Source organism: Sphingobacterium sp. G1-14, from assembly GCF_002196555.1.
GTDB lineage: Bacteria > Bacteroidota > Bacteroidia > Sphingobacteriales > Sphingobacteriaceae > Sphingobacterium > Sphingobacterium siyangense.
In genome coordinates, this window is the sequence record NZ_CP021381.1 from 4,958,761 (window position 1) to 4,982,426 (window position 23,666).

Here is a 23,666-nt window from a genome sequence, read left to right on the forward strand (position 1 = left end):
TTAGCTGATTCCATAGAGTGCTTTTAGAGATGCACTCAATAGGGAAAGAAACAGACAGGAAAAGAACCAGGCCATGACCTGCGCATCAATATGATGGTCTTTTCCGCTCTGCCAGTTGTAGAAGATCCGAATCCCTCCTATCAGGCCACAGATAGCCCCAAGGACCAGGGCGAAGTCGGAAAAATTAAAATACCAGCCCCTGATCTCGGAGCTGACCTGCCTGAATTCGGACAGGCCCGGCTGGGCGATAAGGTTGTCGACAAAAAAAAAGACGGAAATTGCCGTCCATATCGTTTTCTTTTTGTTCATTATTGATTAATAAGCAATTGCCTTTGTGAATTCGATCAGGTCATTTTGTGCAAGGGAGAACAATTCTTTTATGGATACTCCACCTGAACTTTCTATTGGGCCACTTGTGATCGCACCGTCATTTTCGAAATTGTCATTCGGAATTCCTTCATCTGGCAGCTCCACCTTCGTAGAAGAATGAATTTCGGGAAATGAGATTTCACCATTTCTGACGTTTTTTGGTTCATTACCCGGCTTATTATTGCGATAAAAATCATACATGAGGTTCAGTCCATAGTATCCAAGATAAAGCGTAGAGAGATAGAGTGTAAATTGAATCCAGTTCATAGTTCGAGATTTTTTAGGGTTTCTTTGATATGATTTGAAATTTGGGGATGTTTTTGGAGGAAGTATTGAAGGGAATAGGAAATGATCTTGTTCATGTCAATTCCTTGGGTAACCTTGAGCTGTTTGAGAAGAAATATGGTTTTATCGTCGAGCCTGATCAGTAACTTTTCTTTTCCGATCAGCCTGTGGGCACGTATTTCCTCGACGATAGGATCTAATGCGTTTTTTGGGACAGGTTTCTTTTTAGGGACTGTTTTGCCTGTCCCTTCATTATTATCTTTCCGAATGGTTTCCCTCAGTTCATCTGCTAGTGTTTTAATATTCATTGGCATCAATCACTTTTAAGAAAATGGTCATATATATGGGAAAGCACCGGATAAGATACTGGACGGATCATCTCGGGGGTATGTACTGTTGAGACCCTTTGAAAATCTATCCTGTCCGAAATCTCCGAAAGGACTGTTCCAAAATTCTGCAGGACCTTCTGAACCTGATCCTTGGTTTCGTATTTTACATTTGTCTTGACCCTGTTGGGGATAAAAAGAACCTTTGCCCGTCTGTTCAGCTTTTTGACAACCATTGAAAAGAGCACTGTTGAATCAACTGAAAATTCGTCATACGCAAATGGGCATAGAATAAGATCGGCGGAAGTAAAGACCGGAAGAAGTCCGTCATCATCCATTTTCCCAGGAAGGTCAATTAAAATAATGTCCTTTGGAGATTTTAGCAGTCTCTTCTTCATTAATGGGAAATCTTCAAGTGCAGCGGGAACAATTTCATAAAAAGGATCATTTTCCAGTATTTTAGCTTTTTGCGATTTTGCAAAGAGTGACTGTTGATAATCCATATCAAGAATGGTCAGGGTCTGACGTTTCTCTATTGCCAAAAAATTGGCGAGCAGTAGTACAAGCGTACTTTTACCGCAGCCTCCTTTCTGGTTTCCAATAAGTACAAGCATAATGTTCGAGTTTGGTCAATAATGTTTTTGCTAACGTGTATTGGTACGGGATTTTCTTTTACGTCTTCGATTTCTACCATGAATGGCCTCATCATCAATGTCATCCCGAATGTCGATCTGGAAATCAGGTAACATAAAACTGTCATTTTCCGGTATGCCATTTAGGACAATTGAATTTTCAACGCTAAATGATTTATGAGCTTGCGATTTAAACTCAGCTTGCGGAGAATCTTCGGATCTAATAGGTTTTAATGTTTTATCACTATTATTTGCAGAGATAAATTCTGAAAGTGGCATCAAGTCACCACCTTTATAAATGCTCTTGCCCGCATGGTCAATTATCGTATAACCATAAGGAGGTTTTCCGGGTTTTCCATGAAAAAGGAACTGAATGCCGAATTTTGATTTAAACAGTTCTGCCAGATCAGACCTGTAACCAACTGCAATAGTACTTTCCCCACCGGGATTTTCCTGATACAAAGTTCTCACTGTCGGATCATGATCTAATTTATAGCGGTGAAAAATTGCACGGATCTGAGATAATCTATCAAGGTCTTTCTGAAACAACCCAATTTTATTGTCAATGACATCAAGGGATACTTCACCAAGATTTTTACCAAATTTGGAAATCTGGTACTTTCCAGCGTCAAGCGTAATACTGTAGCCCCGATTTTCCAAAATCATCATAAACTGTGCCCGCGTGGAAAAGCAGTATTTGAGAGCCTTTTGTATGGATTTCGAAGCTTCTATTTTTTCGTCGTTTCCCATCACCCGGTTAAGGACTTCATAGGAACGAAGTTTCTCATAGCTATCGCTGATTTTTTTCCCGTCCCTGCCGACACGTGTTGAGACGATGTGTATATGATTATTTTTAGTATCCTTGTGAAATATCAGCAAATAGGGCTGTTTTTCATATCCCATTCCTTTTAACCACTTCTCCGCAATTTCTGTTAATTCTTCTTTACTATGGCTACGGCCTTTACATGAAATAGCGACATGAAATTGTGGGTTCTTTATTTTTTTGCTCGCACTGGTCTGTAGTTCCAAATAGTTGATATAATCAGATGGACGCAAGTTGGACATGGCTCCAAGCGCACCGAAATTAGTTGCTTTTACCAGTTCACCTTTATCCTGCTGGATCTTGTCCGTATTATAGCGGACACCGCCAAAATTTTTAGCGGAGGATAATATTTTAACAATCATCGCTGCCCTTTGATTAAACGCATTAGATTTCTGAATTCCTGTTCAATCTGCCGCTGATATTTAATATAATCCGCTATGAGGGATGGGAATCGGGATAGCTCGCCGGGTTCCAGTTTACCCTGCAGCTTCAATATATTAATGTGCCGGGCGAGCTGGTTGATATTATTTCCAGATCTTCCCAGCTCCGATCCCAGCGTATCGAGCATCTGGAGTATGGTTTTAGAATCGACCAATGTCCTGGATGGATGAGATAAAACCCTATTCCTTACAATTTCTGACCGGTTTATACCAAGCGATTTTTCAAGGGCTAGGAACTGTGCCTTCTCGTTTTCCGTCAGGCGCAGTTCAAACCGGCATACCCTATTATTTTTTAGACTTTTAGTTCTGAAAGATTTGTTTCTTCCCATATATCGATTGTTTTAGGTACCACTGGCTAAACGGCTGGCATGAAAACCCTCCGGTGAGAATATCGAGTTTTCCCATCCCATCCAGGAAGCAGCCAGATCAAAGCCACCTATTCCCGTGAATAGGCTGCGGTGTTTTTTTAACATAGTTTTAGGATTAGATTTAGGAAAAATGCACCAGAACAAGGGGCAAAGATTTAGAAAGTAGAAAAATGGAGTTGCGACATTTTTCCTTCCCTGATACTTGTCAACCTAAAAGGCTGATAAGTTTCAGGGCAAGTTCGTTTTTGTTGGTACAAGATCAGCAAAGCGCAATCTGTACGTACAAAGACACAACTTGCCCAATACAAAACAAGAAAAGATGTAGCTGGCTTGTCGAAGGCGAAAGCCTTTCAGAGGATTAAGCGGATCAAATTTTAATTAGGGTTTTAGAAATATGATCGGAATAAGTGCCGAACTTGGCAGCCCCCTATTACTCGTGAAATTCCGTTATACTATAATCCGATTTCTGTCGTATACATAGATCCATTTATGAATAGCCAGATAAGGAAAAATCCAGCTATTTGTATATATCGCCATATACATATCGAGTAATAAATATAATCTATTCCAATATATCCATCTATTAATTTATCTAATGGAATAGATTATCCTATATTGATATGTCCACATAGTTATTTAAACTGAATACGGTATAGCTGTATAGATAGACATCTAGATAATTGGATAAATAGAAATCTGAATATTTATAAATACCGATAGTTATCTATTTTTATGGATATGTATATTCTTCAATGAGTCCATTAACATTTCGTTGTAATCCTTATAACCGGAATAAACATTTGCTCGGTCATTCGCGTAAGGGTAATAGTCTTTTATCGTTGAAGTACATTGTTTCCCAACTTCATCATTATCCAGATAAAGATCTATCTTATTGAATTCACACATACGCTCCATAGCACGTTTGACTAAAGAAACCGAGTTAAGTACGATAACCGTAGGTGAAAACTCAGTTTTAGCTAATCTCAGCCAGCTTAAATAATCAAAAAAACCTTCAAATACGGAAAGATGATCCACCTGGCCCTGTATAATTGAAATATCTTTATTTCCGATACAAGCTTTAAATCCCTTTGGACTAGAAATTTCCCAGTTGTCTTTTTCATTTTTCCACCCTATCGCATAAAATAACTTCGTAGGATCGGAATAGAGTTTATTATTGTAATAAACTTCCCATAAGAGTCCGTTGGCTACAGAATCTACTCCCCGTTCCTGCAGGTACCTGGTAAGAACATAATTTCTACCCAATTTCTGACTGTGTGAAAATTCCAGGATATTGTCTGCCCCCATATCGAAAACCTTATTGGATTCAAAAACTGGAATTTCGACCTTTTCAAATTTGTCAAAAGTATATTGGATCTTTTGTAAAACTTCAAAATAAGAATGTTTCGGCCAAAAAGCCATCGCAAGCTGGACAATCCCGCCACCATGAATTCCAGAATGGTTGGCACCACCATGATCCATCCATTTCCCTCCTTCGTCCCATACCGTTAGAGATGGTGTGTTTTTACCGGTTTCCCGAAGCATACTATGGTAAAAAAATTCCCTGCCAGATTTTTTGACAGGGAAGTATCCCAACCGTCCGAGAAAATCCACAATGGACAACCCTTCGACACTTTTTCGGTCGATATAATTTGTCATTAAAAAGATTGATTTAAAGCGGAAGAAAAATACAATTAGGCAAGCTGCCTTGTACCTCTTTTTTCGTCTCTTTATAACCTTCCCGTTTCCCATCAAAATAAAATTTAACGTTGTCATATTTGCTAGCCCTTTTAATGGCGGCAGAAACAAATTGAGAAGAGTTAAGTACTAAAATCGAAGAGTAAAGTGAATACAATTGATCTCTATGTTTTAGGTAGTCGGTAAACTCCTGAAAGATGGCAATATTTCGCGTGGAAGCTTCAAAAAATGTCATTCCCTTATGTCCTATACATGACTTGAAATTTTTGGCGTATACTTCCCAGCCTCCATTTTCATTTGGCCACCCCGCTGCGCAAAAATCTCTGCGTTTACCTTTTTCGTCCTTAACATAATAATGAACTTCGACCAAATTTGAATCTGCAATTTCCCATAATCCGGCATCCTGAAGAAATGTGGACACTTCATTAGTAAGACCAAGCTTCCGTATACCTGCCACCTGGTAATAAGGCAATTTAATCGGCTTTCTTTTCCTCTTTTTCTTATCATTTATTGGGAATAAGAAATGATATTCCTTGCTAGCTGAAAACGAATTTAATTTTTCTCGTACTCCATCGAGGTTGAGATTAGGCCAATAATATCTAGCAAAATCAATAATACCTCCCCCCTTTCCTATTGATTTATCAAACCATACATCTAATGCATGGTCTAACCTAAAACTGTTTGGTTTTAAATTATTGGAAGTAAAAATATTTGAGTAGAAACTCTCCTTCTCATTTGAAACACTTGGTTTAAATCCCAGATGGTTCAATAATGATTTGATGGAGATAAATTCTTCCTTTGAAGATGATTCATCAAATAGTATTCTATTTGTTGTCATAAAACGTTTATATTTTAAAAGAAACTCATCGCGGATTTAGCCTTGTAGATGATTTCTATTTCGATTCTGTCTATTCGCCAGGCCGCTGAGTGATTTCCATCTTTACGAGGAGTAATCAATCCCTGACTGATCCATTGTTCTACGTTATTGCGTCCAAAACGCCGAAAAGCTTCTGATTTTTTCAGGTATGGTTTAATCGTCCCAACTTTTGCTAATGCTTTGAGAGCGCCAAGTTCCGAAGCATCAGATAGTAGTTTCTGTAATTGATAAGATGTAAGGATGATATTCATTTAGGTAATGAATAGTGTAATAAAAATTGTTAATACATAAAGTATTTATCCAATCAAAATTTAATGTTTTAAATGATCGGGACTACTCACGTCAATCTGTACAGATCGGGCTATTGCCTGCCTATGTGCTATCGACAGACTTTTTCCAAATGAAAAAAATCTCTCTTCACATAATTTCCTTTTTTATCAGGATAATGCTTCATCCCCAAATGTCAAAGAACAAGAATTGCTGCCTCACGGCAAGCTGAGTTATCTTTCTGCCACTTGCAGATAGGTAATGCGGTTGCTTGAATCAGAAATAGATTCCAATTCTTCTGGGTCAAATAATATTTGAGAAGATTGATGCGTTAAGGGGACTAGGATACCTTCAAGGATCCATCTATCAATGTTGCTACGGCCGTACTGCCTATAAGCTTGAGATTTGTTGATTGATTTAGGCACAGAGCCAGTAATTAATAATGCTCTAGATACACCTTCCTCTGTTGCTTGCCTCATTAAAAAAAACAGTTCCCTTGTTTTCATAATTCCCATGGGTTTATTGTCCCATTGGTTGCAAAGCAAGAAAAATGAGGTAAGCATAAACAGTGAAAGGGGGTGAAAAGAACCCTTTCACCCCCTTTCAAAAAAAATGCTTGAGTGGCATTAAATGCATATTTTCATAAATTTCATTACTTAGATATTCATATGAAAAATATGAGAATGAGGAAATTTAATCAATAATGAATAGCTATATACATAGATTTTTTATATTTATGATGGATATCAATATTAGTTAGCAATGGCTAATTTTGCTTTAATTTAGAACTATGAATACGCCAAAAATTGACCTATCTTCTCTAAATATTGAACAGGATTTTCTCGACCGATCAAATATTTTAGGTATGAATACCTTAGAAGATATCATGAATGTTAATCTACCAGAATTACGAAAAGACAAGAACTTCAATTACATATGGTATGCTGATCTTCTTTTGCTATTGGAAAGAGCAGGTTTATTGGATGAATTTGAAAAAAGGAAATTATGAATCTTTGTAGTTGGAAGTATTATAATGCTCGTTCAACCAGTTCACCATACCGATTAACTGACTTTTCATTTTTTTCGCCGTTGCAAATTCTACGTCTGTCGACTTTTTTTGTAGGCTTTCGGCAGAAATAAAACTAGCGTGAGGAGTCCTGAAATGTTTAGCATAATAACTAAAAGTCTTTCCGACATCCTCACGTGGAATAATCCCCTGTTCCATAAATAATCTTATAATAAGTCCCATTTGTGGAACTGAAAGATTTATTAAAGCTTTTTCATTATCCTGCCACAACTTTGAATCTAATATTTCATTTCTCCGCAATTCCATTCTTTCCTTCAGGCTTTCCTTTTTTTCTTTGTAAAAACTTTTTAACTGTTGTCTAATAGATTCATCTTCCACCGTAAGCCTTAGGAAGCGCTTTTGCGGTATAATATTCAATCTGTCTTCCAACGAAATAAGTACCTCCATTTGGGTATGTAGGCTAACATTTTCTGCTGTTTGAGAAAGGCAATTTTTAGCACAGTAATTGAAAAACTTGGGGGAATTAAAGTCATATTGAATCAGCAAATTTTCAATCTTTTGTGTATCAAGATTCTCGATATTTAAAAGTTCCTGTAAAATCAACATTAAATAATTGATCTCCCCTCTCTTAATTTCCTTCTTTTCTATTACATTGCGAAGTGTTCCTAAAACAAGTTTGGAAAGATCATGATTGATACATGAGTTATGTATTTTGGATTTCAATAATACAAGGTCTTTTTTAAACAGATCCTTTCCTACAAAAGAAGAGTATTTAGTTAAGGGTAGATCTCTAAGCAATTTTTCATTTAAGCGCTCACAGTCATTTAATAATGAATCTATAATTGACAGCATTTCGATATAAATCTTTCTTACATAGCTATATCTTTCTATAGGGAAATTGGTTTTCTTAATATTCTTAAGGTTTTCATATATCTTATTAGCGGTTAAAATTAACTGTGAAAGGGCTATCTTCGCTTTTTTAGCGGAAGCCCCCATTATTTCTGTAAAGCTCGAAAGAAAATAAATCATATTAGCTTTTAGAAACCCTAAAAACTCTGTCAATGTTATACTTAAATGATTTGAAATTTGCGTTGTACAAAATACCTCCTCAATTTTGTACAACCATTTACTTGTGGACCAATTAGAATACCCTGTCTTGTTCAAAACAACCCGCTTAAAAAAAGTCTCAATCAATTATATATTTCTCAATCACTATCGTGATGATTTCTGGCTTTCAGTCGTATTTCCCCAGATTTATTTAGTATGCCCGTTATAATATTGTCTTCGATCCATTTATCAAAATATTTGTACTTACCTTTTTCCCCTCTATTAAGTTCAACTTCAGACAAATACACATGTGTTGATGTAACGCCAGTTACTTGGTCAAGAGAGACAGCGAAACTGCGATGAATTTGCGCAAACTTTGATTTTGGTAATCGTGTAAGAATATCGCCAAAAGCTTCATTAACCTCAATAAAGGTTTTGTCATCTAACCATATCCAACTCTGCTCATTTTTAGCTTCAATACAAAGTATATCGTCATATTCTAACCGTCGCCTTTCTTTTCCACGTCTGCCGTAAAAAAAACAATTGTTTTTTTCATCAAGATCATTTAATCCTACTCCCATAAGTTTCGTTTTCACGTTTTTAATAGCTTTCCAATAACGATCCCTTTCAAAAGGTTTCAAAAAGTAATCAGTTACACCATAGAGGAACATTTTATCACCTACAGCCTCATTGGTACTGCATACTACAACCTGCAAATTAGCAATTCCAGGATTACACACCTTTAGATCCTCAAGCTGAGGTAAAATATCCAAGCCTCCGATTACCGGCATTTCTATATCCAAAAACAACACGTCGAGTTTGAGCGTTCTTAGTGCCAATAATGTCTCTTTTGGATTAGTCGATGAAAATACGCATTCAAAATTGACTGTAAGATCAACACATTCTTTCAGTTCTTCTACCATCTCAGGATCATCATCCAAAATTCCAACTCTTATTTTTTTACGCCTATTCTCCTGCTTTAAAACCCTCTTTATCGTTTTCATAATTAAAATCAATCTCAATATTTAGATAATACATTCCTTCGTTTATTTTTTCCACCAAAGTAAAGTCCTTACCATATTCAAGACGTAGCAACGTTTGAAGCTGCTTCAATCCCGTACCCCCTTCGCCATAAATCCATGCAGACTTTTCCGAAATTTTATTTTTACATTTAATTTTAAGTTTATCGTCAAAGGTTGACACTGAAATAATGGCTAGTATATTACAATGGCTAAAATCTCCATGCTTTACCATATTTTTATATAAGCTCACTAACATCATCGGAATTATACGTCTGTTAATATTCTCAATATCTAATTGTAGTTTTATATTTTTTTCATCATATAAAACCATCAGCAACCTTAGATATTTTATTTCATCTTGCAAATTTCCCAAGATATCATTCCGAAAATTCAACTGTCGCAAAGCATAACCTTCGATTTTAAGCAAAGAATCTACATGTGTAAAGTTTGACGGATCCTTTCTAACGGATCGCGCAAAACTCTGTGTCAAATTACCCATGAAATGTGTAATCCAATTACGAAAGACCTGTACTTTTGTGGCTTCCCTAAAATTTGAACGAACCAGTCCTAAATAAATGAATATGCTAACCGTAACATTATATAAAATTTCCATGATCAATATTAAGCCACCTTTTAGCGCAAAGGTTAAATAAAACGTTATGATATCTATAGCAAAATCTGCAAGCTTGAAAAATTGAGGATTTTTTAAAACCTTTCTACTGAGCTCTGTTGGGAACTCATATAATGCCAGATAAAGACAAAAAGCAGTGACTAAAAAATAACTTAGCAATTTACTTACTTGTAGAACTTCAATTTTTCTAAATAGTAGCTGACGCAACCACCCTCTGTTTAAATAACTGATTGATAACATTATCGGACACAAAACAAATAAAACATACGTATGCCCCCAACCATATTTGTAAATATTTACTGCGGAGATCCAAATGAAATAAATTGTCCAAAATGCGAAATGAACACGTCTTGATAATGGTTTAAGAAGAATTTGTTTTATCATTATAAGTTTAGGTATGTAGAACAAATATTAATTTCAACAACTATAAAATTAGTAAAAAAAATATTTTACAGTTTAAAGAAAATAATACTTATCTCTTATAAAAGCGAGTTAATTACTTAAAAAACTCCCTAAACTTACCAGATATGATCTTAAATTCATTTTGTGCAACCCACACTGAGCGACCAGTCGTAATATCAAAAAGCATTTCTTTATTTTCCATATATAAGGGTAACCATAAACTAGATCCGATATTTTTATATCCTTGTTTTATAGTAGTATGATCAAATATAATTGGCAAAAATTCCCATTGAATAAGCTCTTCAATTTTGAGGAGATAGATAGGTTCAAAAATATTTTCAAGCACACTATGATAATCTAATTTCTCTTTCACTGCGATATCTTGAACATATCGCAATTTGATTTCTTCACCGACAATTGTTAAAAACAAACTTGTGATCGGAATTTGAGTCCAATAACTCAATCCTATAATACCTTCTCTTAGATTTATATCTGAATTATAAAGATTTACTTTACCCCATCCTTTTCCATGCTCATTTTTACTAAGCTGACCGTCGATAAATATAACAATTTGAAACCCCTTGCAGATGGCGTCCTTTAACCGTAATAGAGGATTTCCTACGTCCGATCTTATAAATAATAATTCACTTTCTGTAGCATCCTTTCCAAATGAAAGTTTAAATTGTTTTCTATATATAGCTACTTGCTCTTCATAGACGTCTGAGCGAAGCAACACAGCTACTTTGAATCCAAGCACAATTAGGACCCTAGCAATCATTCCATATGGTCCTATATGCATACAGCTCCATATTCGAATGGTTCTATCAGTAAATGGCCAAATATCAATAAGACGTTTTAACAACAATTCATTAACCTGATGACGTTCCTGACTAGACCAATGCTGGTACATTTTTAATAATTTGAAAACCGATTCGTAGTTTTTAACAAGCTCCCATTGATAAAAAAGAGAAGCGCATTTTAGCCCTCTAATCCAACTTTGAGAACTAAAAGATAGCTTGTTATGTGTTGACGCAGAGTTTTGACTAATATTTTGGTTAATGAAATTCATGTTCTATCTGTTTAAATTGCTAAAAAAAAGGTGTCCGGATCACCGATTAGATTTTATAAGTAGTATAGACTACATTTTTCTTCTGCAGATTCGATCATAAACTTTATTGTTTCCAAATTGGAAAATGTATAAAGTGCTTGATCAGCTAATTGTTGCATTTCATTAAAAAGCTGTTCCATTATCTTTATCATCTTTGGTTTTCGCTCAGCACCAAACTTGCCCAGTTTGGTCACTTTGCTTTCAGGCCATGAAAGCGTTGTGATCACAAGGCTAATTTGGTAGAAAAACAAGACAAAAGATTCATTTTTGAACACATGGGTTCTGTGGACCTGCGAATCAAAAATTTCCATATACTTAAAAATTCACAGTATCTAAAAACCCTTTTACAGGGTACCAAATCCTATACACATTTATTTTTGGCTACTCTTTAAAATTTTACTATAATGACATTTTAATCAGTAAACAACAGTTAACCAAACCATTAAACCTATTCAATCATTAAAAGAGATCAGTTTATGGAAAGAAGTTTTTATTTCGCCTTGCCACAAGAATACCAAGCTGTTGATCAGCCAAGACAATCTGTTAGCCATCCTATTCGTAATGCGAATGAACGGCATTGGACAACCAAATTCAATAGCATTAGTGAGCTTACTTTTGATGGTCGGTATGGCTATCTCTATTATTATGAATTTTGGATGGATCAAGAAGAAAATATACCCGTGTACACCTCTATGGGTGATTTACATCTAGTCTATCCTTTATTGAGCAATTCCCCACTACGGCAAATCCATAGGTCTCAAGAGTTCGTGATGGATTTTGTGGAAGGACGAGGTGCTTATCTTTATCTCTCTAAGGGAGAGTATAAGTTAAAAATACCTAAAGGGCATCATATTATGGTCGGCTTTATTTTAGATGCAGGACTATTTCGGCCACCTGCCAATAGACACTTTAGCTTTTTGCAAGATTTGATAATCGCTAAAAAAGCGCAGTCAAAACGGTCGATTAATAGTGTCACTTTTCGTGTAGGTGAAATCACTAAACGTCAATTAAAATTGCTATTTAGCAGAATCAACCCCAATATACTAGATAATGAGCATTTGATCTTAAAGCATATGATCTTTTTAATTCAACTCAGTCGATTTAAGTTACGTGATGATGGGCATGAAATACTGATAGACCGAGCTCGTAATTTATTACAACTTATGATTCTTCATCAGGGGGCTAAGGTTAAATTATCTGATATTGCCGAGGTACTTTTAGTAACTAGGCATCATCTCAATGACGAGCATAAAAAACACTACGGATGTAAATTTATCAGTTACCGTCATCAGGTTTTATTAGACCATATCGCGACTATAATTGTCGGTAACGACAAACTGTTGGCCACGGCAGAAGAATGTGGTTTTAGTAGTACAACCGAAATGAATGCTTTTATTAAAAACCAAACGGGGTTAACTTCCTTAAACTTTAAGCAGTTTCAAAAAACAAATCTTAGCAATGATTAAATGTTTGATACGGATTTAATAGGCGTAAATATTAAATCTACTTTTATACCTTCCTGCACTTCCCTTTCTGCCTAACGGTCTAGTTCATATTACTGTAATTTAGCATTATAATCAAAACTCTTAAGTTATGATGAAACATAAATTCGCAGTGAAGGCGTCACTCTTCACTTTAATCTTGGCACTGCTCGCAATCGGTACGTATGCGGCAAGTGTAGTGATGAAAAAGGATCTACCCTCAACCGTAAAAGCGTCTACGACGTATTATTACAATGGTCCATCTACAAATTTAGAATCAAATGTAATGGACCCCGCGAATTGGAGTCCATCACAAAATTCAAATTTTACCTGTGGACAACCGACCAAAATCCCATGTAGTCTAGACGTTCCTTCGGACAAAAGTATCGAGCAACATCTCGATGATCTAGGTGATCTCTCTGGGGTACAAAGTGCAACTCCAACACGAAGAAGCGAGTAACTCACCGCGGGTTTTGAACGATTCCCGATTGTTCAATCACTTTTTGCGGAATCAAAATGTTCGCATGAGAATCATTCGGCGGTAAAATGTATGTATTGCCCCGAATGGTTCTTTTTAATGAGATATCTGCCCCTAGTTTATTGAGGCGCTTCACATCTCCAAATCGAATACCTCGCCGCAGCAGTTCTTTTCTACGCTCCTGTAAAATCTGATCCAGTACCTGAGTTTCAAAAACAGAATTCTCTTTGCTAAGTCGATAACTTAAAAACTTCCGCAAAGTATTACTAGCCTCGTTTGTCTTTCCGATTCGGGCATCACATTCCCCATGAATCAGATACATTTCAGCAACCGTAGGGCCGCAAAATGAGCCTCCCGAGCCACCGCCATAATCTCCTCGGAAGAAAAGTCCATTATCATTTTGATTGAAAAACAAAGTTTTTCTTAGATCATCTTCCGGAAAACTTTGATAAAGAAGATTATCCATACGACTCACTTTGATGCTTATGGAATAATAATCCGTTGAAAGAAAACGGGGATAGATCACCTCTGGATTGCCGTCGACCTTAAAAGGAAATGCCTTTCCACCATCGACATTATGATAATTCAACAGTTTAAAATTTGAATTGATACACTTTTGGGCATAGGCTTGCGCCTGCTCATAATCGTGCATATAAAGATATACGCGGGCGAGATAAGCCCATGCGGCTACCTTACTAGCCCAATAAATATTGTTCTGTTGATCCGGCAAAAGCGCCGCAGCTTTTTGTAGATCGTCGACAATAAGATCAAAAGTCGCCTTTAAAGATGACCGGATGGTCTTTTCATTAAAATCATCGGTAACTTTAAGCGGGAGCCCTAGGGTGTTTTCCGCTTGTTGGGGATCAAATCCCGTGCACCACACCTGCGCAAGTTCGTAAAGATTGATCGCTCTATTGAAATACCCTTGCCCTTTGACATCAGCCGAAAGAGTACTTACTCCGTTTGCCTTTTCAAAATCCTCTACACCATGTATGACAACGTTCGCTTTATATATACTTCCATATCCCAAAGCCCAACCGCCACTACCATCACATTGCTGGATCATGGGACTATCTTCCCAGCGATAAAGATCACGATCCGTTTGACAAAACAAGGCGTCATATTCATCATCAGGGAGATATTGGTCTGCCGACATCACTTCTCCCTCAGGAACAGCCAATCTGTTATCGACACTATTCAGGAGTGCCCGAAAATCTTCCAATGACGTCGGGACGGCTAGTTTGCTATCCGATTTTACATCCAGAAAAGATGTGCAGCCCGAAAAGCTAAACAACAATAGGGCAAAAATGAAAATTAAACTAATTGTATTTTTCATGATAAGTTCATTTAGCAATTAAAAATTGATGCGACAACCAAACGACCATTGTCTCGAAGGACTGATCGCGTTGAAGCGATTTTCATATTCAGGATCAAAATTCTTTTTAGTGGCTTTCCACAACAGGCCAACATTATCGGCGTTCAAAATCAAAGTTGCATCTATCTTACCTCCCAGAATCTGCTCTAACTTATATTGCAGATTAATATATTGTAATCGAATATGCGATGCTGGCTCGATCAATACAGAAGCATTGCGATAATAGTTTTCCCGGTTGCTATTCAGTGGATAAATCATCGCAGGTACAGTAGTGTTGTTTTCGTCGCCAGCTTCTTTCCATCGCAACGCATAATCTGCATGCGTTATATTCTGTGCAAAAAGGGCATTATAGTCTATACTCCGTGAACGGATGTAATGTCCAAATTTATAGAGCAAACGAAAGTCTAGGGTCAGTTTTCTGAATCGAATGCTGCTCCCCGCAGCTCCATACCATCGCGGTAATGTCGGTCCTTCATAGACCATGTCTTCCAGCTTGGTATTATTATAAATCTGTCTATAATCTTTGGATTCTACTCCTTCGACATACCCGATGGGATTTCCATCCGTATCCAACCCTTTCCAAGGATAAGAGAATAGAGAATAAATAGGTTTTCCTACAATACCCGCGATCGTTCGTTCATTAACGAAATTGCGACCAAGGGCGTTATTCAGGTAATACTTTTGCACCTTGTCGGCGCTTTTGCTCAGATTTATCTGAAAGCGTATTCCCCAGTCTTTATTCTCTAAAGCTTTTACTGCTATTGCTATATCCAGACCAGAAGCTTTCATTTTTGCCGAGTTGCGCACCACGGTAGCCCCTATGCCCGCGGTAGGATCGATTTCATCCAATCCATAGAGATCATTTCCTTGTTTTGAGTACCAGTCAAAGGTCATATTGAGCCTATCTTTCCATAATATGAGGTCAGTCCCCAGATTTAATGTCGCTATACTTTCCCACTTCAATTCTGGATTGGCATAAGAGGCAAATGTGGCAATCGGAAAATTATTCAGCACATTGGTTCCTAAATACTGAATGGTATTCACCGAAGCCATGGATGGATCAACATTCCCACTGAAACCATAGGTAGCGCGCATCGTTAGTCTATCCACCCAGTCTTTATTTTCCAAAGCTTTCCAGCTCCCCCCGACAGACCAAAGGAGATTCCATTTGTCATTGGTACGGAGACCAAATAGATTAGTCGCATCACGCCGTACACTTCCTGAGAGATTTATCTTGTTTTTATAAGAATAAACTGCATTGGCAAAGACCGAAAGATAGCGCACTTCTGTCTGTGTCAAGGATTGACCATTGGGAATATTGTTGAGTGCACCGGTGACCAGATCCGGGTAACGTCCGATATAATCCACGTTTGCCACCGCAAGTGTGGCCGGATTGTAGCCATAGAAACGTGAAGATTCACCTGTCCCTTTTTTAATCCGTCCCTCAAAACCCAAGAGCCCTGAAAAACCATGCACATCTATTGTACGGTTAAAATTCATCTGCAGTCTGGCATTGTGGGCAGTCTGCCGTGCTACGGACTGATCGAGAACGCCTCCCTTAGGGACATTGAATGTCGCGGTGCCCTTCACGCGATCAATTTCAGTAAAAGAGTTAACCAGATTACGGCTGAAATAACTATCCGGGTTACGTAGGTTTTTAGCGTCCGTACGATCAAGCATCAAGTTATATTTGAGATCAATGCTCAAGGAGTTAGACACATCATATTTTAGTCCCGTATTCCAGTTTAATATCCACTGATGGCTACTATTGTCCAAATGACGGTAATCTGTTAAGGGATAATAGTTCCAATCAAGCACATAGCCTTCTTTGGTCATCTGATCCACGTAGTCATTGTTCCGCTGTGCGATGCGCAGTGGAACACCATGATCATCTGCAAAAGTAGCGTAAGGATACAGCTCATAAGTCGACATCTTAACATCACCATAGGCGGGCATGCCCGTCGAAGCCTTGAAATGGATAAGATTGATATCAGTTGAAAGCAAAATATCTTTGCGGATCTTCAATGTATTATTGAGCTTGTAGGTAAGTCTTTCACTTTTACTATTTGTGGCACCTAGATCTTTGTCATACCCCAGCGAGGATACCCACGCCAGTACACTGTTACCGCCATTTCCCTGCAAGTGATATTGCTGGTACAGCGAATTGCTATAGAAATGCTTTCTATATTCATCGCGCAGGTCTAACCTCGATAGTCTATTTTTCAAATCATCATATTCTTCTTGGGTGATTTTATGATTTTTCAATCGTTCCAATGCTTCCACGATCGGACTCAATGGCAGCATGGCACTACTGGTGATCCGACTATTGTAATAGCCTTTATTGAACAGGAACTCTTCCATCCCAATAAAATCCGAAGAAGACATTATATCCAATCTGGCCAAGTCTGGTGGTGCTCCAGTTTTAATGGCCGTAGAAAAGCGGAAGCTTTGGCGTTGATTGAACTGTCCTTTTTTTGTAGTCACTACGATCACACCATTTCCGGCACGCACACCCCATATCGCAGATGCAGCAGCATCTTTCAGTACAGTGACATTGTCAATATCCAATGGATTGATGTCATCGAGATTACCTTCATAAGGAAAGTTGTCTACGACAATCAACGGGTTCTTTTCTGCTTTGATGGTGCTTAAACTCCGAACCATTAATCGATTTGCAGAGGTACTGTTATTGTCCAGCATCACACCATTGGCTACCGAAGGCAACATTGCCGTGATACCGCGTCCGATCTGCTGTTCAAGCTGCTGTTTGCTCACGCTGGAAAAGGAACCGGTCAAACGATCTTTCGGCACACTCTGATAGCCTGTATTGACAACTACTTCGCCGATCATTCCATGCTTGAGGGTAAGCATGACTGTCAACTCAGCAAGCTGTCTATCCGCTTGGAGGGAAATGCTCGTATCCTTATAAGCGATATGCCGAAAAGTCACCTGTTGGCCAATTATCTTTTCGGCAATGAAAAACTGCCCCTGGTTATCCGTTTTTGCCTTAGCTTTACTTTTTATAATAATGTTTACATCCCGTATGGGCAGTCCAGTCTCCTGATCCAAGACGGTACCACTAAGCTGAGCTTTTGCTGTTACAGCAAGCAAAAGCATCAGAAAAAGCCAGATTACTTTATTTCTTTCCATCTTTTGGATTAATTAAGTTCAACATGTCTTTGATATGTCCATCTGTTACACTAAGGGCCAGTGTCAGTGCGATTAGATCCCCCTTAGGGCCGATCCACACATATCGTGGATAGATATAATTAGGGAACAGCTGTTGAAGGTATTCCTCTTGTATGATCGACTGGAAATTTCCTGTCAGCGAACGCTCTGCAAGTTTATCTTGGATCTTTACAATATTGGAGTACTTATCTTTTGTCTGTGTTGGGTTGACATAAATAAGTTTTGCGTGATATGGAAAACGGTTGAACAATTCGTCTTTATCTTTCATCTGTCCGAGGCAGATAGCGCACCATGTCGCCCAAAAATCCAATACCAACAATTTTCCCCGGTAGCCTTCGAGAGTCTGCCTCGTTGTATCTCCATTGTTGTAGACTAGGTATTCTCTTTTCCAAAATTCTTCGGGTAATTTTTGACCAACAAGTAATGGTTCACCTGTAATGAGCCCATCTGCCCCGCTATCCTTGCGGGGCGTCTGAGCTGATAAACTAAACATAGAAACTAAAGTATATAGGATCACAAGTACTGTGGTCTTAAGCATTTGGATATGTAGCAGTAGGCTACTATTGGAATGTAGATTTATTTTTTTCATAATTCTAGGGATTGGGATTAGAAGGGGTTACACGTTGGAAGAAATCATAGATCTTTTTAAATATCTCCAACTCTTCCTTATTTGGATCTACTGAAATTGAGACTTTTCTCAAATCCATTTCAGATATATGGATCATAAGATATGCTATCAACACCCGGAGCAGATGTACAGAAAATTCAGACAGTTGTAGATTTACTTTTTCCTCATTGCTAACGTATGTCTGTAATGCTACAATATATTCGTAAACTGTACTTAAGGAATACTGCTCCCAAAAATTTTTCACATTCTCGACAGGGTTATATCCTGTTCGGTAAATCTCATAGAGTTCCAAGTCAAATTGGATCAAACTGTTATAATTAGGCATCATTTCTCAGATAATTAACCGCAAGTTTGGGGCATAGCTATTCCATTCTGAATGAATCAGTTACTTTTTGAACCAAATCTGCATTTAAGAAAATATATTAATTGGAAAGCTAGAGGGCGTTAAAGTGGAATTCACAAGGTGTCAATTATTGGCAATTTGCACCCAATAGCTATTTAAGCCAGACATTGCCAGCTACTCGGAAAGATTATTCAGGAGATCTTATAATATTCTTAAATAATTGTTTTCTAATCATACCATATTTAGATTCGCATTAGCGAAAAAATTGGCTCCGCGGACTGTGCCCGTCTGCATGTTCATGGGGTACCGGCTAAGGACCTTGGATACGTGCAGCTGATAGGAACACAGTCCCGGAGCCATAAATATGGTCGGAACAGTGCACTCATCCTATCATCTCGTATCCATTTGAAAATTTAGCCGGTTTTCATGAACGAGAGTCTTGAATGAAAACTCTGTCGTTTAGACAATGAAGTTCTCAAAATTAAGATTATTATTTTTAATAATCTATTCCAATTTATTACATTAACACTTTTATAAATAAATTAATCATTTCACATTTACACACATAAATCATGTAAAATTGAGCATTTTATAGTATATTTACAATTACAATTATGAATATAATTATTCATAATTATTACCATTAATATTGATTGTTATGAATATTGGAAGTAAATTGAGAAAATTAAGAGAAGATCAAGGTTTTAGTCAAGAATATATTGCAACAGAACTTGGGATTAGCCAATCCACTTATTATAAATTAGAAGCTGAACAAATAAGATTGACGGTTGAAAGAGCTAAACAGTTAGCTAAGCTCTATGAAATTGATCCTGAATATTTTTATGCTTCTGAATCAAGCGCAGTATATTATAACAACGGTCAGGGGAACTATCATAACAGTATTCAAAGTAATATTGAAAAATATGACAATAGTAATGGAGAACTAAATAAGGAAATCTTCCAGTTGTTAAAAGATGAGATAGAGCAATCTAGGAAAGAACGTGAGAAATTCACTAACTTGCTTGAAAGAATATTAAATAATCAAAAATAACGAATCATGCTAGCAGCAGTAATTATTGAGAATGAAAACAAGAAAAGGGGTTGGAGTGACGATGAAGTAGCTACCTTAGCGGATATTAATATAGATGAATTTAGAGACATCGCTTCCGGAAAGAAAGTTCCCACCTATGAACAAGCCTCTAAGCTCTCCCAAGTTTACAATATCCCATTACCAGCTTTTTTAACATCAAATAAACAACCTATATATATAAATACAGGATCAGGTAACTATAATAATAGTGTAAATTGCTATATTGGCACTTATTCCGGCGATATCGGCCTTAAAGATCTTGTGAAAGAGCTAATCGAGATTATTAAGGACAATAAAAGTTCATAGAGATATAACATTAAGCCTGAAAAATTGTCAATTAACTTTTCAAGTTTAGTAGAAAATATAAAGATTTGAGAATCTGGTCTCTGCGCGAAAGTGCAGGGGCCTTTTCTTTTATTGAAAAAGGAGATTAAAAAAGAAATAATTCTCCTTTTAAAATAGTTTAATACTCTGTAATAATAGGTTTTGGCTGAATGACAGAAGGGTCGTCACAAACCATATTAAATAGACATTTGATTTCCTCATCGCTGAGTTTGTCTAAAAGTATAGTATGCCGATACTCGTCATGTATATAAAATTCATCATCTGGGAAATGTGCCGTAGCGATTCTACAGCAACTTTTTCCACTTCTGATACACAAATAAATATCCAAGTACGGGCCTATCTCATTCGCTATTATCAAAGTCTCATCTGTTGGAACGGCATTTGGAAGAGCCTTATTTATTTTGATATTAGAGAATTTTACGACAGCCATTCTATTAAATGACCTAATACCCTCATGTGACGCTAAGCGGTTTGCAAATTGAACCAATTCAATTGGTCCTTTGATATTTTCAATACCAAATAGAACACTTTCTATTGAAAAATTTTGATTATTCATGATTTTCTGATTTATAAATTTATTTTTAGTTCTTTCCGCTAGCCTCGATGAATGAATTTTTCGATAATCTCCGCAATATTGGTATTCGTAAATTCAGCAAAGACTGTCGCTGATTTTTTTGTCTTAAATATCCTGTTGTTAACCTTCCACTCGACCTTTTTACCATAGAGGTACATAGGTGTGCGGTACGCATCGAAATTTGTCCACTTAATTTCTTCGTCACGTTCTACTTTGACGGGTTGTATAATAAATACATTTGGCTCCTCTTCAAATTGATTTGTTGTCAGCAGTAATTTTTTGTTTTTGTCGAATATCTCGAACCGTTCGAAGTCTGCATCATATAGGATAATTTTGAATAGTTGGTCGATATCGAAGCTGAAATTCAGCAATACATTTTCATCGAATTTTCTAAATGTCAGTACTCCTTTATTATTCTTGTTAATTATTGTTTTCATCTGTTTGAATTTTATAGGCGACCCAAGGTCAGATCGCCTGGTCGAAAAATTTTTTATGATTCACAGAAGACAAAGCCATATCTTCAAACCAGTAATCAGTCATGAACAGATCCCTTGCGAATGCTTCTTAGTCAAAATATTGTTTGGCAATTGAGGGTAGATCATACAGCTCTTCAATGATATCCCTTGCAAAATCCTCTTCATCATCGTAATCGCCTTGATAGTCTTCTTCAAAATTGGATATGAGGTCATAAATTCCTTCCCTAGCCAAGTTTCTACTGCGATTATTGCACCACACAAAGAATGGTTCTTTATGATTTTCATCCATTCCTTCTATTGCTTCAAGGACTTCAAAAATGTTTGCGCTAATACCATATTCACTAATTAGCTCTTCTGGAATATTTTCGTAATCCTGGTACATGTATTCTGTATCTTCCTCGTCTGCATGGAGTTCCTTACAGGCATCGTAAAATTCTTCTATGTCTGAATAGTGAGATAATTCAAGCCATCTACCATATAGTGATCCAGTATTGTACTTATGGAATGTTCCAACATAAACCCTAGCTTCTGAGATATTTAATTGATGTGTCATGTCTTTAATGTTTTAATGGTTCGTGAATGGATTTTTTGATTTATTCGGCAATGAGAGGAGGTGCTTGTTTTCGTTTTCTTTTTTGTTCTGTTTCCAATCCGTTTTAATTCCCATAGCTGACATTTTTTTTATTCGTCTAAAGAGCCGGAGTATGCTTTTGCTTCGTTTTCAGGAACAGAAGAAGGTTAGTGTCTAGGAGGATAAAAGGTTTTTGGAAAAAAAATACTACCCAAAGGGCTGGAGATTATTTTTTCAAAACTCGCAATGACCTTTAGAATCCGTAACACGCCTTACCTTCGTTCTTGAAACGAATCAAAAAGGGCATACTGGATCTTGACAGGATAAGTGGAAGCAAATGAGAATTGCATTGGAAAAGAAAATAAAAGACACTTCTTTGGAAGATTTAAGCGCTAAAGCCGCTGTTGTTATTTTCTGATTAGACAAGTAAAATAACATTATAAAAACCCTTCAATCTCAACACAGTGAGACAATCGATTTGTTCACATATCCAGTTCTAGGGAGAGAAAATGGACTATATCTAATGTTAATAAGTACTCAAGACAGAGCTATTGTCCGAACTAAATGAAAATAAGGATTAATCAAGTTTTTGCCCATAGGTACAGTGCAAAAACTTGAAATTTGCTATCAAATTTTTTGATATTTTTTACCGTAAGCAGTAATTTCTTTTTCTCCGCTCCTTTTGATTGTAATTGTAGTCATACCTATGTTACCTATAAGCAAGTGCTTCTTATTGTCGTAGGCTAACTTCCTTTTACCGAGAAAACCGTCAATATAGAAGTATGAATCCCCCTCTTTGATGATCTTTAAAGGTTTTTCTTTTTCGACCTCACTTTTCCATTCGCCTACAAAAAATTCGGGATCATAATAAAGCTCATATGCTTTTCTATATTCTTCAGCTTTTTCTTTAGAAACTCTTGAAAACTCGGCGCCTTTGTTTGCAATACTCATTTTCATTTTATCAGGATCATCCAAAAGGTTCATCAAAATATCGACAGAAGCAACTCCATTTGTGATTTGGGTCTTAAGTGTTTTATCTTCTTTGTTGTAAGTGGCAGGAGCCTCGATATCCTTACTATTCAAATATAATTTATCACCCTCTTTTTTTATTTCCAGAACCTCAGAATGCTCTTTTCCGTCCTCAATCCAGAAGCCAATATATTGATCCCCTTTAGATTGGGAACAAGAGTTAAAAATATACAATACTAATGCTGCAATAACAATCTTTAGAGTCTTATTTGTTTTCATTTTGAATCGGTTTAGATTTAATTATCTCATTAAATATATACTTTATTAAACAAATAAACAACTTTTAGCGACAAATCATTACTAAAAAAACATAAAATAGAAACTTCAGAAATAACAGAAAACTTAAAATTGATTATTTAAGATTCTTTTTCTATTTTGATTGCGATTAATATATATGGAAGACACAATTGAGACTTGGCGCTATGACCCGTTTAAGGGACAGGCTTTTAGAATTACTTTCAAGGGACAAGATTATCAACTTAAATTATTAAAACGAGAGATAAAAACGGACCAAACAGAAATTGATATATTATTGGACGGAATGGAACAGAAATTAATTAAGAAAGATGGAATTTGGTTGTTTGAAAATTCTGAGGTAGACCAAGAGTTTGCAAATGATATTTGGCGAGCGATATCTTTAAGATACAGGATTTAATAGAAAAACCTGCTGATTCAAAAAGAAAGGCCGCATTTGAGATACGGCCTATTCTAACTAACTATATGCATAATACCAGGGCTGGTATTTATTTTCCAAATATTTCCTGAAGC

At 36.8% G+C, this 23,666-nt stretch carries 29 protein-coding genes; 6 read left to right on the forward strand and 23 right to left on the reverse strand.

All coding sequences use genetic code 11. The annotated features are described in order from the left end of the window. From CBM24_RS21495 to CBM24_RS21540, 10 genes are all read right to left on the reverse strand, one after another. The gene (locus tag CBM24_RS21495) at positions 1–309 is read right to left on the reverse strand and encodes a DUF4134 family protein (protein WP_088162663.1); all 309 of its coding nucleotides are present in this window, start codon (positions 307–309) and stop codon (positions 1–3) included. 6 nt (positions 310–315) lie between these two features. After that, a complete protein-coding gene (locus CBM24_RS21500; RefSeq protein WP_088162664.1) occupies positions 316–636 on the reverse strand; it encodes a hypothetical protein in 321 nt (106 codons plus the stop codon). After that, positions 633–962, reverse strand: coding sequence for a hypothetical protein (locus CBM24_RS21505; RefSeq protein ID WP_157698563.1), 330 nt, complete (start codon positions 960–962; stop codon positions 633–635). The genes CBM24_RS21500 and CBM24_RS21505 overlap by 4 nt, the downstream gene beginning before the upstream one ends. A gap of 5 nt (positions 963–967) precedes the next feature. After that, entirely contained in the window at positions 968–1,594 is a 627-nt protein-coding gene (locus CBM24_RS21510) for a ParA family protein (protein WP_088162666.1), read from the reverse strand. A gap of 30 nt (positions 1,595–1,624) precedes the next feature. Then, a complete protein-coding gene (locus CBM24_RS21515) occupies positions 1,625–2,797 on the reverse strand; it encodes a relaxase/mobilization nuclease domain-containing protein (protein ID WP_088162667.1) in 1,173 nt (390 codons plus the stop codon). Then, positions 2,794–3,204, reverse strand: coding sequence for a plasmid mobilization protein (locus CBM24_RS21520; protein ID WP_088162668.1), 411 nt, complete (start codon positions 3,202–3,204; stop codon positions 2,794–2,796). The genes CBM24_RS21515 and CBM24_RS21520 overlap by 4 nt, the downstream gene beginning before the upstream one ends. A gap of 759 nt (positions 3,205–3,963) precedes the next feature. After that, the gene (locus tag CBM24_RS21525) at positions 3,964–4,899 is read right to left on the reverse strand and encodes a toprim domain-containing protein (protein WP_157698564.1); all 936 of its coding nucleotides are present in this window, start codon (positions 4,897–4,899) and stop codon (positions 3,964–3,966) included. A gap of 13 nt (positions 4,900–4,912) precedes the next feature. Continuing rightward, positions 4,913–5,776, reverse strand: a complete 864-nt coding sequence (locus CBM24_RS21530; RefSeq protein WP_088162670.1) for a hypothetical protein — start codon at positions 5,774–5,776, stop codon at positions 4,913–4,915. A gap of 14 nt (positions 5,777–5,790) precedes the next feature. Then, the gene (locus CBM24_RS21535) at positions 5,791–6,066 is read right to left on the reverse strand and encodes a hypothetical protein (RefSeq protein ID WP_088162671.1); all 276 of its coding nucleotides are present in this window, start codon (positions 6,064–6,066) and stop codon (positions 5,791–5,793) included. 249 nt (positions 6,067–6,315) lie between these two features. Further along, on the reverse strand, positions 6,316–6,588 hold the full coding sequence (locus CBM24_RS21540; RefSeq protein ID WP_157698565.1) for a hypothetical protein: 273 nt from the start codon (positions 6,586–6,588) through the stop codon (positions 6,316–6,318). 284 nt (positions 6,589–6,872) lie between these two features. On the opposite strand from CBM24_RS21540, the gene CBM24_RS21545 reads away from it, so the two are divergent. Further along, the gene (locus CBM24_RS21545) at positions 6,873–7,091 is read left to right on the forward strand and encodes a hypothetical protein (RefSeq protein ID WP_088162673.1); all 219 of its coding nucleotides are present in this window, start codon (positions 6,873–6,875) and stop codon (positions 7,089–7,091) included. On the opposite strand, the gene CBM24_RS21550 is transcribed toward CBM24_RS21545, so the two are convergent. The 5 genes from CBM24_RS21550 to CBM24_RS21570 form a co-directional block, all read right to left on the reverse strand. Next, positions 7,086–8,273, reverse strand: a complete 1,188-nt coding sequence (locus CBM24_RS21550) for a hypothetical protein (protein ID WP_157698566.1) — start codon at positions 8,271–8,273, stop codon at positions 7,086–7,088. The two genes, CBM24_RS21545 and CBM24_RS21550, sit on opposite strands and share 6 nt — an antisense overlap. Before the next feature lie 41 nt (positions 8,274–8,314). Then, entirely contained in the window at positions 8,315–9,160 is an 846-nt protein-coding gene (locus tag CBM24_RS21555; RefSeq protein ID WP_088162675.1) for a LytR/AlgR family response regulator transcription factor, read from the reverse strand. Further along, positions 9,123–10,016: a hypothetical protein gene (locus CBM24_RS21560; RefSeq protein ID WP_157698567.1), complete on the reverse strand. Its 894-nt coding sequence runs from the start codon at positions 10,014–10,016 to the stop codon at positions 9,123–9,125. Before CBM24_RS21560 ends, CBM24_RS21555 begins: the two co-directional genes overlap by 38 nt. A gap of 289 nt (positions 10,017–10,305) precedes the next feature. After that, complete coding sequence (locus CBM24_RS21565; RefSeq protein WP_088162677.1) at positions 10,306–11,280, reverse strand: hypothetical protein; 975 nt, start codon at positions 11,278–11,280, stop codon at positions 10,306–10,308. 53 nt (positions 11,281–11,333) lie between these two features. Continuing rightward, on the reverse strand, positions 11,334–11,630 hold the full coding sequence (locus tag CBM24_RS21570; RefSeq protein ID WP_088162678.1) for a hypothetical protein: 297 nt from the start codon (positions 11,628–11,630) through the stop codon (positions 11,334–11,336). A gap of 165 nt (positions 11,631–11,795) precedes the next feature. Here CBM24_RS21570 and CBM24_RS21575 point away from each other — a divergent pair, with 165 nt between their 5' ends. After that, positions 11,796–12,785, forward strand: a complete 990-nt coding sequence (locus CBM24_RS21575) for a helix-turn-helix transcriptional regulator (RefSeq protein ID WP_088162679.1) — start codon at positions 11,796–11,798, stop codon at positions 12,783–12,785. Positions 12,786–12,912: 127 nt separating this feature from the next. Next, entirely contained in the window at positions 12,913–13,260 is a 348-nt protein-coding gene (locus tag CBM24_RS21580; RefSeq protein WP_088162680.1) for a hypothetical protein, read from the forward strand. 1 nt (position 13,261) lies between these two features. On the opposite strand, the gene CBM24_RS21585 is transcribed toward CBM24_RS21580, so the two are convergent. From CBM24_RS21585 to CBM24_RS21600, 4 genes are read right to left on the reverse strand one after another with little or no spacing between them, the layout of a single operon-like run. Continuing rightward, on the reverse strand, positions 13,262–14,614 hold the full coding sequence (locus CBM24_RS21585) for a RagB/SusD family nutrient uptake outer membrane protein (RefSeq protein WP_088162681.1): 1,353 nt from the start codon (positions 14,612–14,614) through the stop codon (positions 13,262–13,264). 18 nt (positions 14,615–14,632) lie between these two features. Then, positions 14,633–17,803, reverse strand: coding sequence for a SusC/RagA family TonB-linked outer membrane protein (locus CBM24_RS21590; RefSeq protein ID WP_088162682.1), 3,171 nt, complete (start codon positions 17,801–17,803; stop codon positions 14,633–14,635). After that, positions 17,790–18,431 carry a TlpA family protein disulfide reductase gene (locus CBM24_RS21595; protein WP_088162683.1) on the reverse strand — a complete coding sequence of 214 codons (642 nt, stop codon included), beginning with the start codon at positions 18,429–18,431 and terminating at the stop codon, positions 17,790–17,792. The genes CBM24_RS21590 and CBM24_RS21595 overlap by 14 nt, the downstream gene beginning before the upstream one ends. A gap of 4 nt (positions 18,432–18,435) precedes the next feature. Further along, positions 18,436–18,798: a hypothetical protein gene (locus CBM24_RS21600; protein ID WP_157698568.1), complete on the reverse strand. Its 363-nt coding sequence runs from the start codon at positions 18,796–18,798 to the stop codon at positions 18,436–18,438. A gap of 673 nt (positions 18,799–19,471) precedes the next feature. On the opposite strand from CBM24_RS21600, the gene CBM24_RS21605 reads away from it, so the two are divergent. Both CBM24_RS21605 and CBM24_RS21610 read left to right on the forward strand, forming a co-directional pair. Then, positions 19,472–19,864 (forward strand): helix-turn-helix domain-containing protein, encoded by a 393-nt coding sequence (locus CBM24_RS21605; protein WP_088162685.1) that lies wholly within the window; start codon positions 19,472–19,474, stop codon positions 19,862–19,864. Between the two features lie 6 nt (positions 19,865–19,870). Then, the gene (locus CBM24_RS21610; protein ID WP_088162686.1) at positions 19,871–20,209 is read left to right on the forward strand and encodes a multiprotein-bridging factor 1 family protein; all 339 of its coding nucleotides are present in this window, start codon (positions 19,871–19,873) and stop codon (positions 20,207–20,209) included. A gap of 157 nt (positions 20,210–20,366) precedes the next feature. Here CBM24_RS21610 and CBM24_RS21615 read toward each other — a convergent pair whose 3' ends face one another. The 4 genes from CBM24_RS21615 to CBM24_RS21630 all read right to left on the reverse strand — a co-directional run bounded on the left by CBM24_RS21615 (position 20,367) and on the right by CBM24_RS21630 (position 23,117). Next, positions 20,367–20,804 (reverse strand): hypothetical protein, encoded by a 438-nt coding sequence (locus CBM24_RS21615; RefSeq protein WP_088162687.1) that lies wholly within the window; start codon positions 20,802–20,804, stop codon positions 20,367–20,369. A 38-nt stretch (positions 20,805–20,842) separates the two neighbouring features. Further along, positions 20,843–21,259 carry a hypothetical protein gene (locus CBM24_RS21620; protein ID WP_088162688.1) on the reverse strand — a complete coding sequence of 139 codons (417 nt, stop codon included), beginning with the start codon at positions 21,257–21,259 and terminating at the stop codon, positions 20,843–20,845. 127 nt (positions 21,260–21,386) lie between these two features. After that, a complete protein-coding gene (locus CBM24_RS21625) occupies positions 21,387–21,851 on the reverse strand; it encodes an antirestriction protein ArdA (protein ID WP_088162689.1) in 465 nt (154 codons plus the stop codon). Positions 21,852–22,496: 645 nt separating this feature from the next. Next, complete coding sequence (locus CBM24_RS21630; protein WP_088162690.1) at positions 22,497–23,117, reverse strand: hypothetical protein; 621 nt, start codon at positions 23,115–23,117, stop codon at positions 22,497–22,499. A 175-nt stretch (positions 23,118–23,292) separates the two neighbouring features. Between CBM24_RS21630 and CBM24_RS21635 the strand changes: the two genes are divergently transcribed. Continuing rightward, the gene (locus tag CBM24_RS21635) at positions 23,293–23,553 is read left to right on the forward strand and encodes a hypothetical protein (RefSeq protein WP_088162691.1); all 261 of its coding nucleotides are present in this window, start codon (positions 23,293–23,295) and stop codon (positions 23,551–23,553) included. The last annotated feature ends 113 nt before the right edge of the window (positions 23,554–23,666 follow it).

Coding starts and splice junctions, on each gene's coding strand:
- CBM24_RS21615 (WP_088162687.1), bottom strand. CDS start 20,804: ATGAATAATCAAAATTTTTCAATAGAAAGTGTTCTATTTGGTATTGAA.
- CBM24_RS21600 (WP_157698568.1), bottom strand. CDS start 18,798: ATGATGCCTAATTATAACAGTTTGATCCAATTTGACTTGGAACTCTAT.
- CBM24_RS21565 (WP_088162677.1), bottom strand. CDS start 11,280: ATGAATTTCATTAACCAAAATATTAGTCAAAACTCTGCGTCAACACAT.
- CBM24_RS21610 (WP_088162686.1), top strand. CDS start 19,871: ATGCTAGCAGCAGTAATTATTGAGAATGAAAACAAGAAAAGGGGTTGG.
- CBM24_RS21505 (WP_157698563.1), bottom strand. CDS start 962: ATGAATATTAAAACACTAGCAGATGAACTGAGGGAAACCATTCGGAAA.
- CBM24_RS21510 (WP_088162666.1), bottom strand. CDS start 1,594: ATGCTTGTACTTATTGGAAACCAGAAAGGAGGCTGCGGTAAAAGTACG.
- CBM24_RS21555 (WP_088162675.1), bottom strand. CDS start 9,160: ATGAAAACGATAAAGAGGGTTTTAAAGCAGGAGAATAGGCGTAAAAAA.
- CBM24_RS21495 (WP_088162663.1), bottom strand. CDS start 309: ATGAACAAAAAGAAAACGATATGGACGGCAATTTCCGTCTTTTTTTTT.
- CBM24_RS21525 (WP_157698564.1), bottom strand. CDS start 4,899: ATGACAAATTATATCGACCGAAAAAGTGTCGAAGGGTTGTCCATTGTG.
- CBM24_RS21590 (WP_088162682.1), bottom strand. CDS start 17,803: ATGGAAAGAAATAAAGTAATCTGGCTTTTTCTGATGCTTTTGCTTGCT.
- CBM24_RS21500 (WP_088162664.1), bottom strand. CDS start 636: ATGAACTGGATTCAATTTACACTCTATCTCTCTACGCTTTATCTTGGA.
- CBM24_RS21520 (WP_088162668.1), bottom strand. CDS start 3,204: ATGGGAAGAAACAAATCTTTCAGAACTAAAAGTCTAAAAAATAATAGG.
- CBM24_RS21545 (WP_088162673.1), top strand. CDS start 6,873: ATGAATACGCCAAAAATTGACCTATCTTCTCTAAATATTGAACAGGAT.
- CBM24_RS21515 (WP_088162667.1), bottom strand. CDS start 2,797: ATGATTGTTAAAATATTATCCTCCGCTAAAAATTTTGGCGGTGTCCGC.
- CBM24_RS21620 (WP_088162688.1), bottom strand. CDS start 21,259: ATGAAAACAATAATTAACAAGAATAATAAAGGAGTACTGACATTTAGA.
- CBM24_RS21605 (WP_088162685.1), top strand. CDS start 19,472: ATGAATATTGGAAGTAAATTGAGAAAATTAAGAGAAGATCAAGGTTTT.
- CBM24_RS21630 (WP_088162690.1), bottom strand. CDS start 23,117: ATGAAAACAAATAAGACTCTAAAGATTGTTATTGCAGCATTAGTATTG.
- CBM24_RS21625 (WP_088162689.1), bottom strand. CDS start 21,851: ATGACACATCAATTAAATATCTCAGAAGCTAGGGTTTATGTTGGAACA.
- CBM24_RS21570 (WP_088162678.1), bottom strand. CDS start 11,630: ATGGAAATTTTTGATTCGCAGGTCCACAGAACCCATGTGTTCAAAAAT.
- CBM24_RS21540 (WP_157698565.1), bottom strand. CDS start 6,588: ATGAAAACAAGGGAACTGTTTTTTTTAATGAGGCAAGCAACAGAGGAA.
- CBM24_RS21530 (WP_088162670.1), bottom strand. CDS start 5,776: ATGACAACAAATAGAATACTATTTGATGAATCATCTTCAAAGGAAGAA.
- CBM24_RS21635 (WP_088162691.1), top strand. CDS start 23,293: ATGGAAGACACAATTGAGACTTGGCGCTATGACCCGTTTAAGGGACAG.
- CBM24_RS21585 (WP_088162681.1), bottom strand. CDS start 14,614: ATGAAAAATACAATTAGTTTAATTTTCATTTTTGCCCTATTGTTGTTT.
- CBM24_RS21535 (WP_088162671.1), bottom strand. CDS start 6,066: ATGAATATCATCCTTACATCTTATCAATTACAGAAACTACTATCTGAT.
- CBM24_RS21575 (WP_088162679.1), top strand. CDS start 11,796: ATGGAAAGAAGTTTTTATTTCGCCTTGCCACAAGAATACCAAGCTGTT.
- CBM24_RS21580 (WP_088162680.1), top strand. CDS start 12,913: ATGATGAAACATAAATTCGCAGTGAAGGCGTCACTCTTCACTTTAATC.
- CBM24_RS21595 (WP_088162683.1), bottom strand. CDS start 18,431: ATGAAAAAAATAAATCTACATTCCAATAGTAGCCTACTGCTACATATC.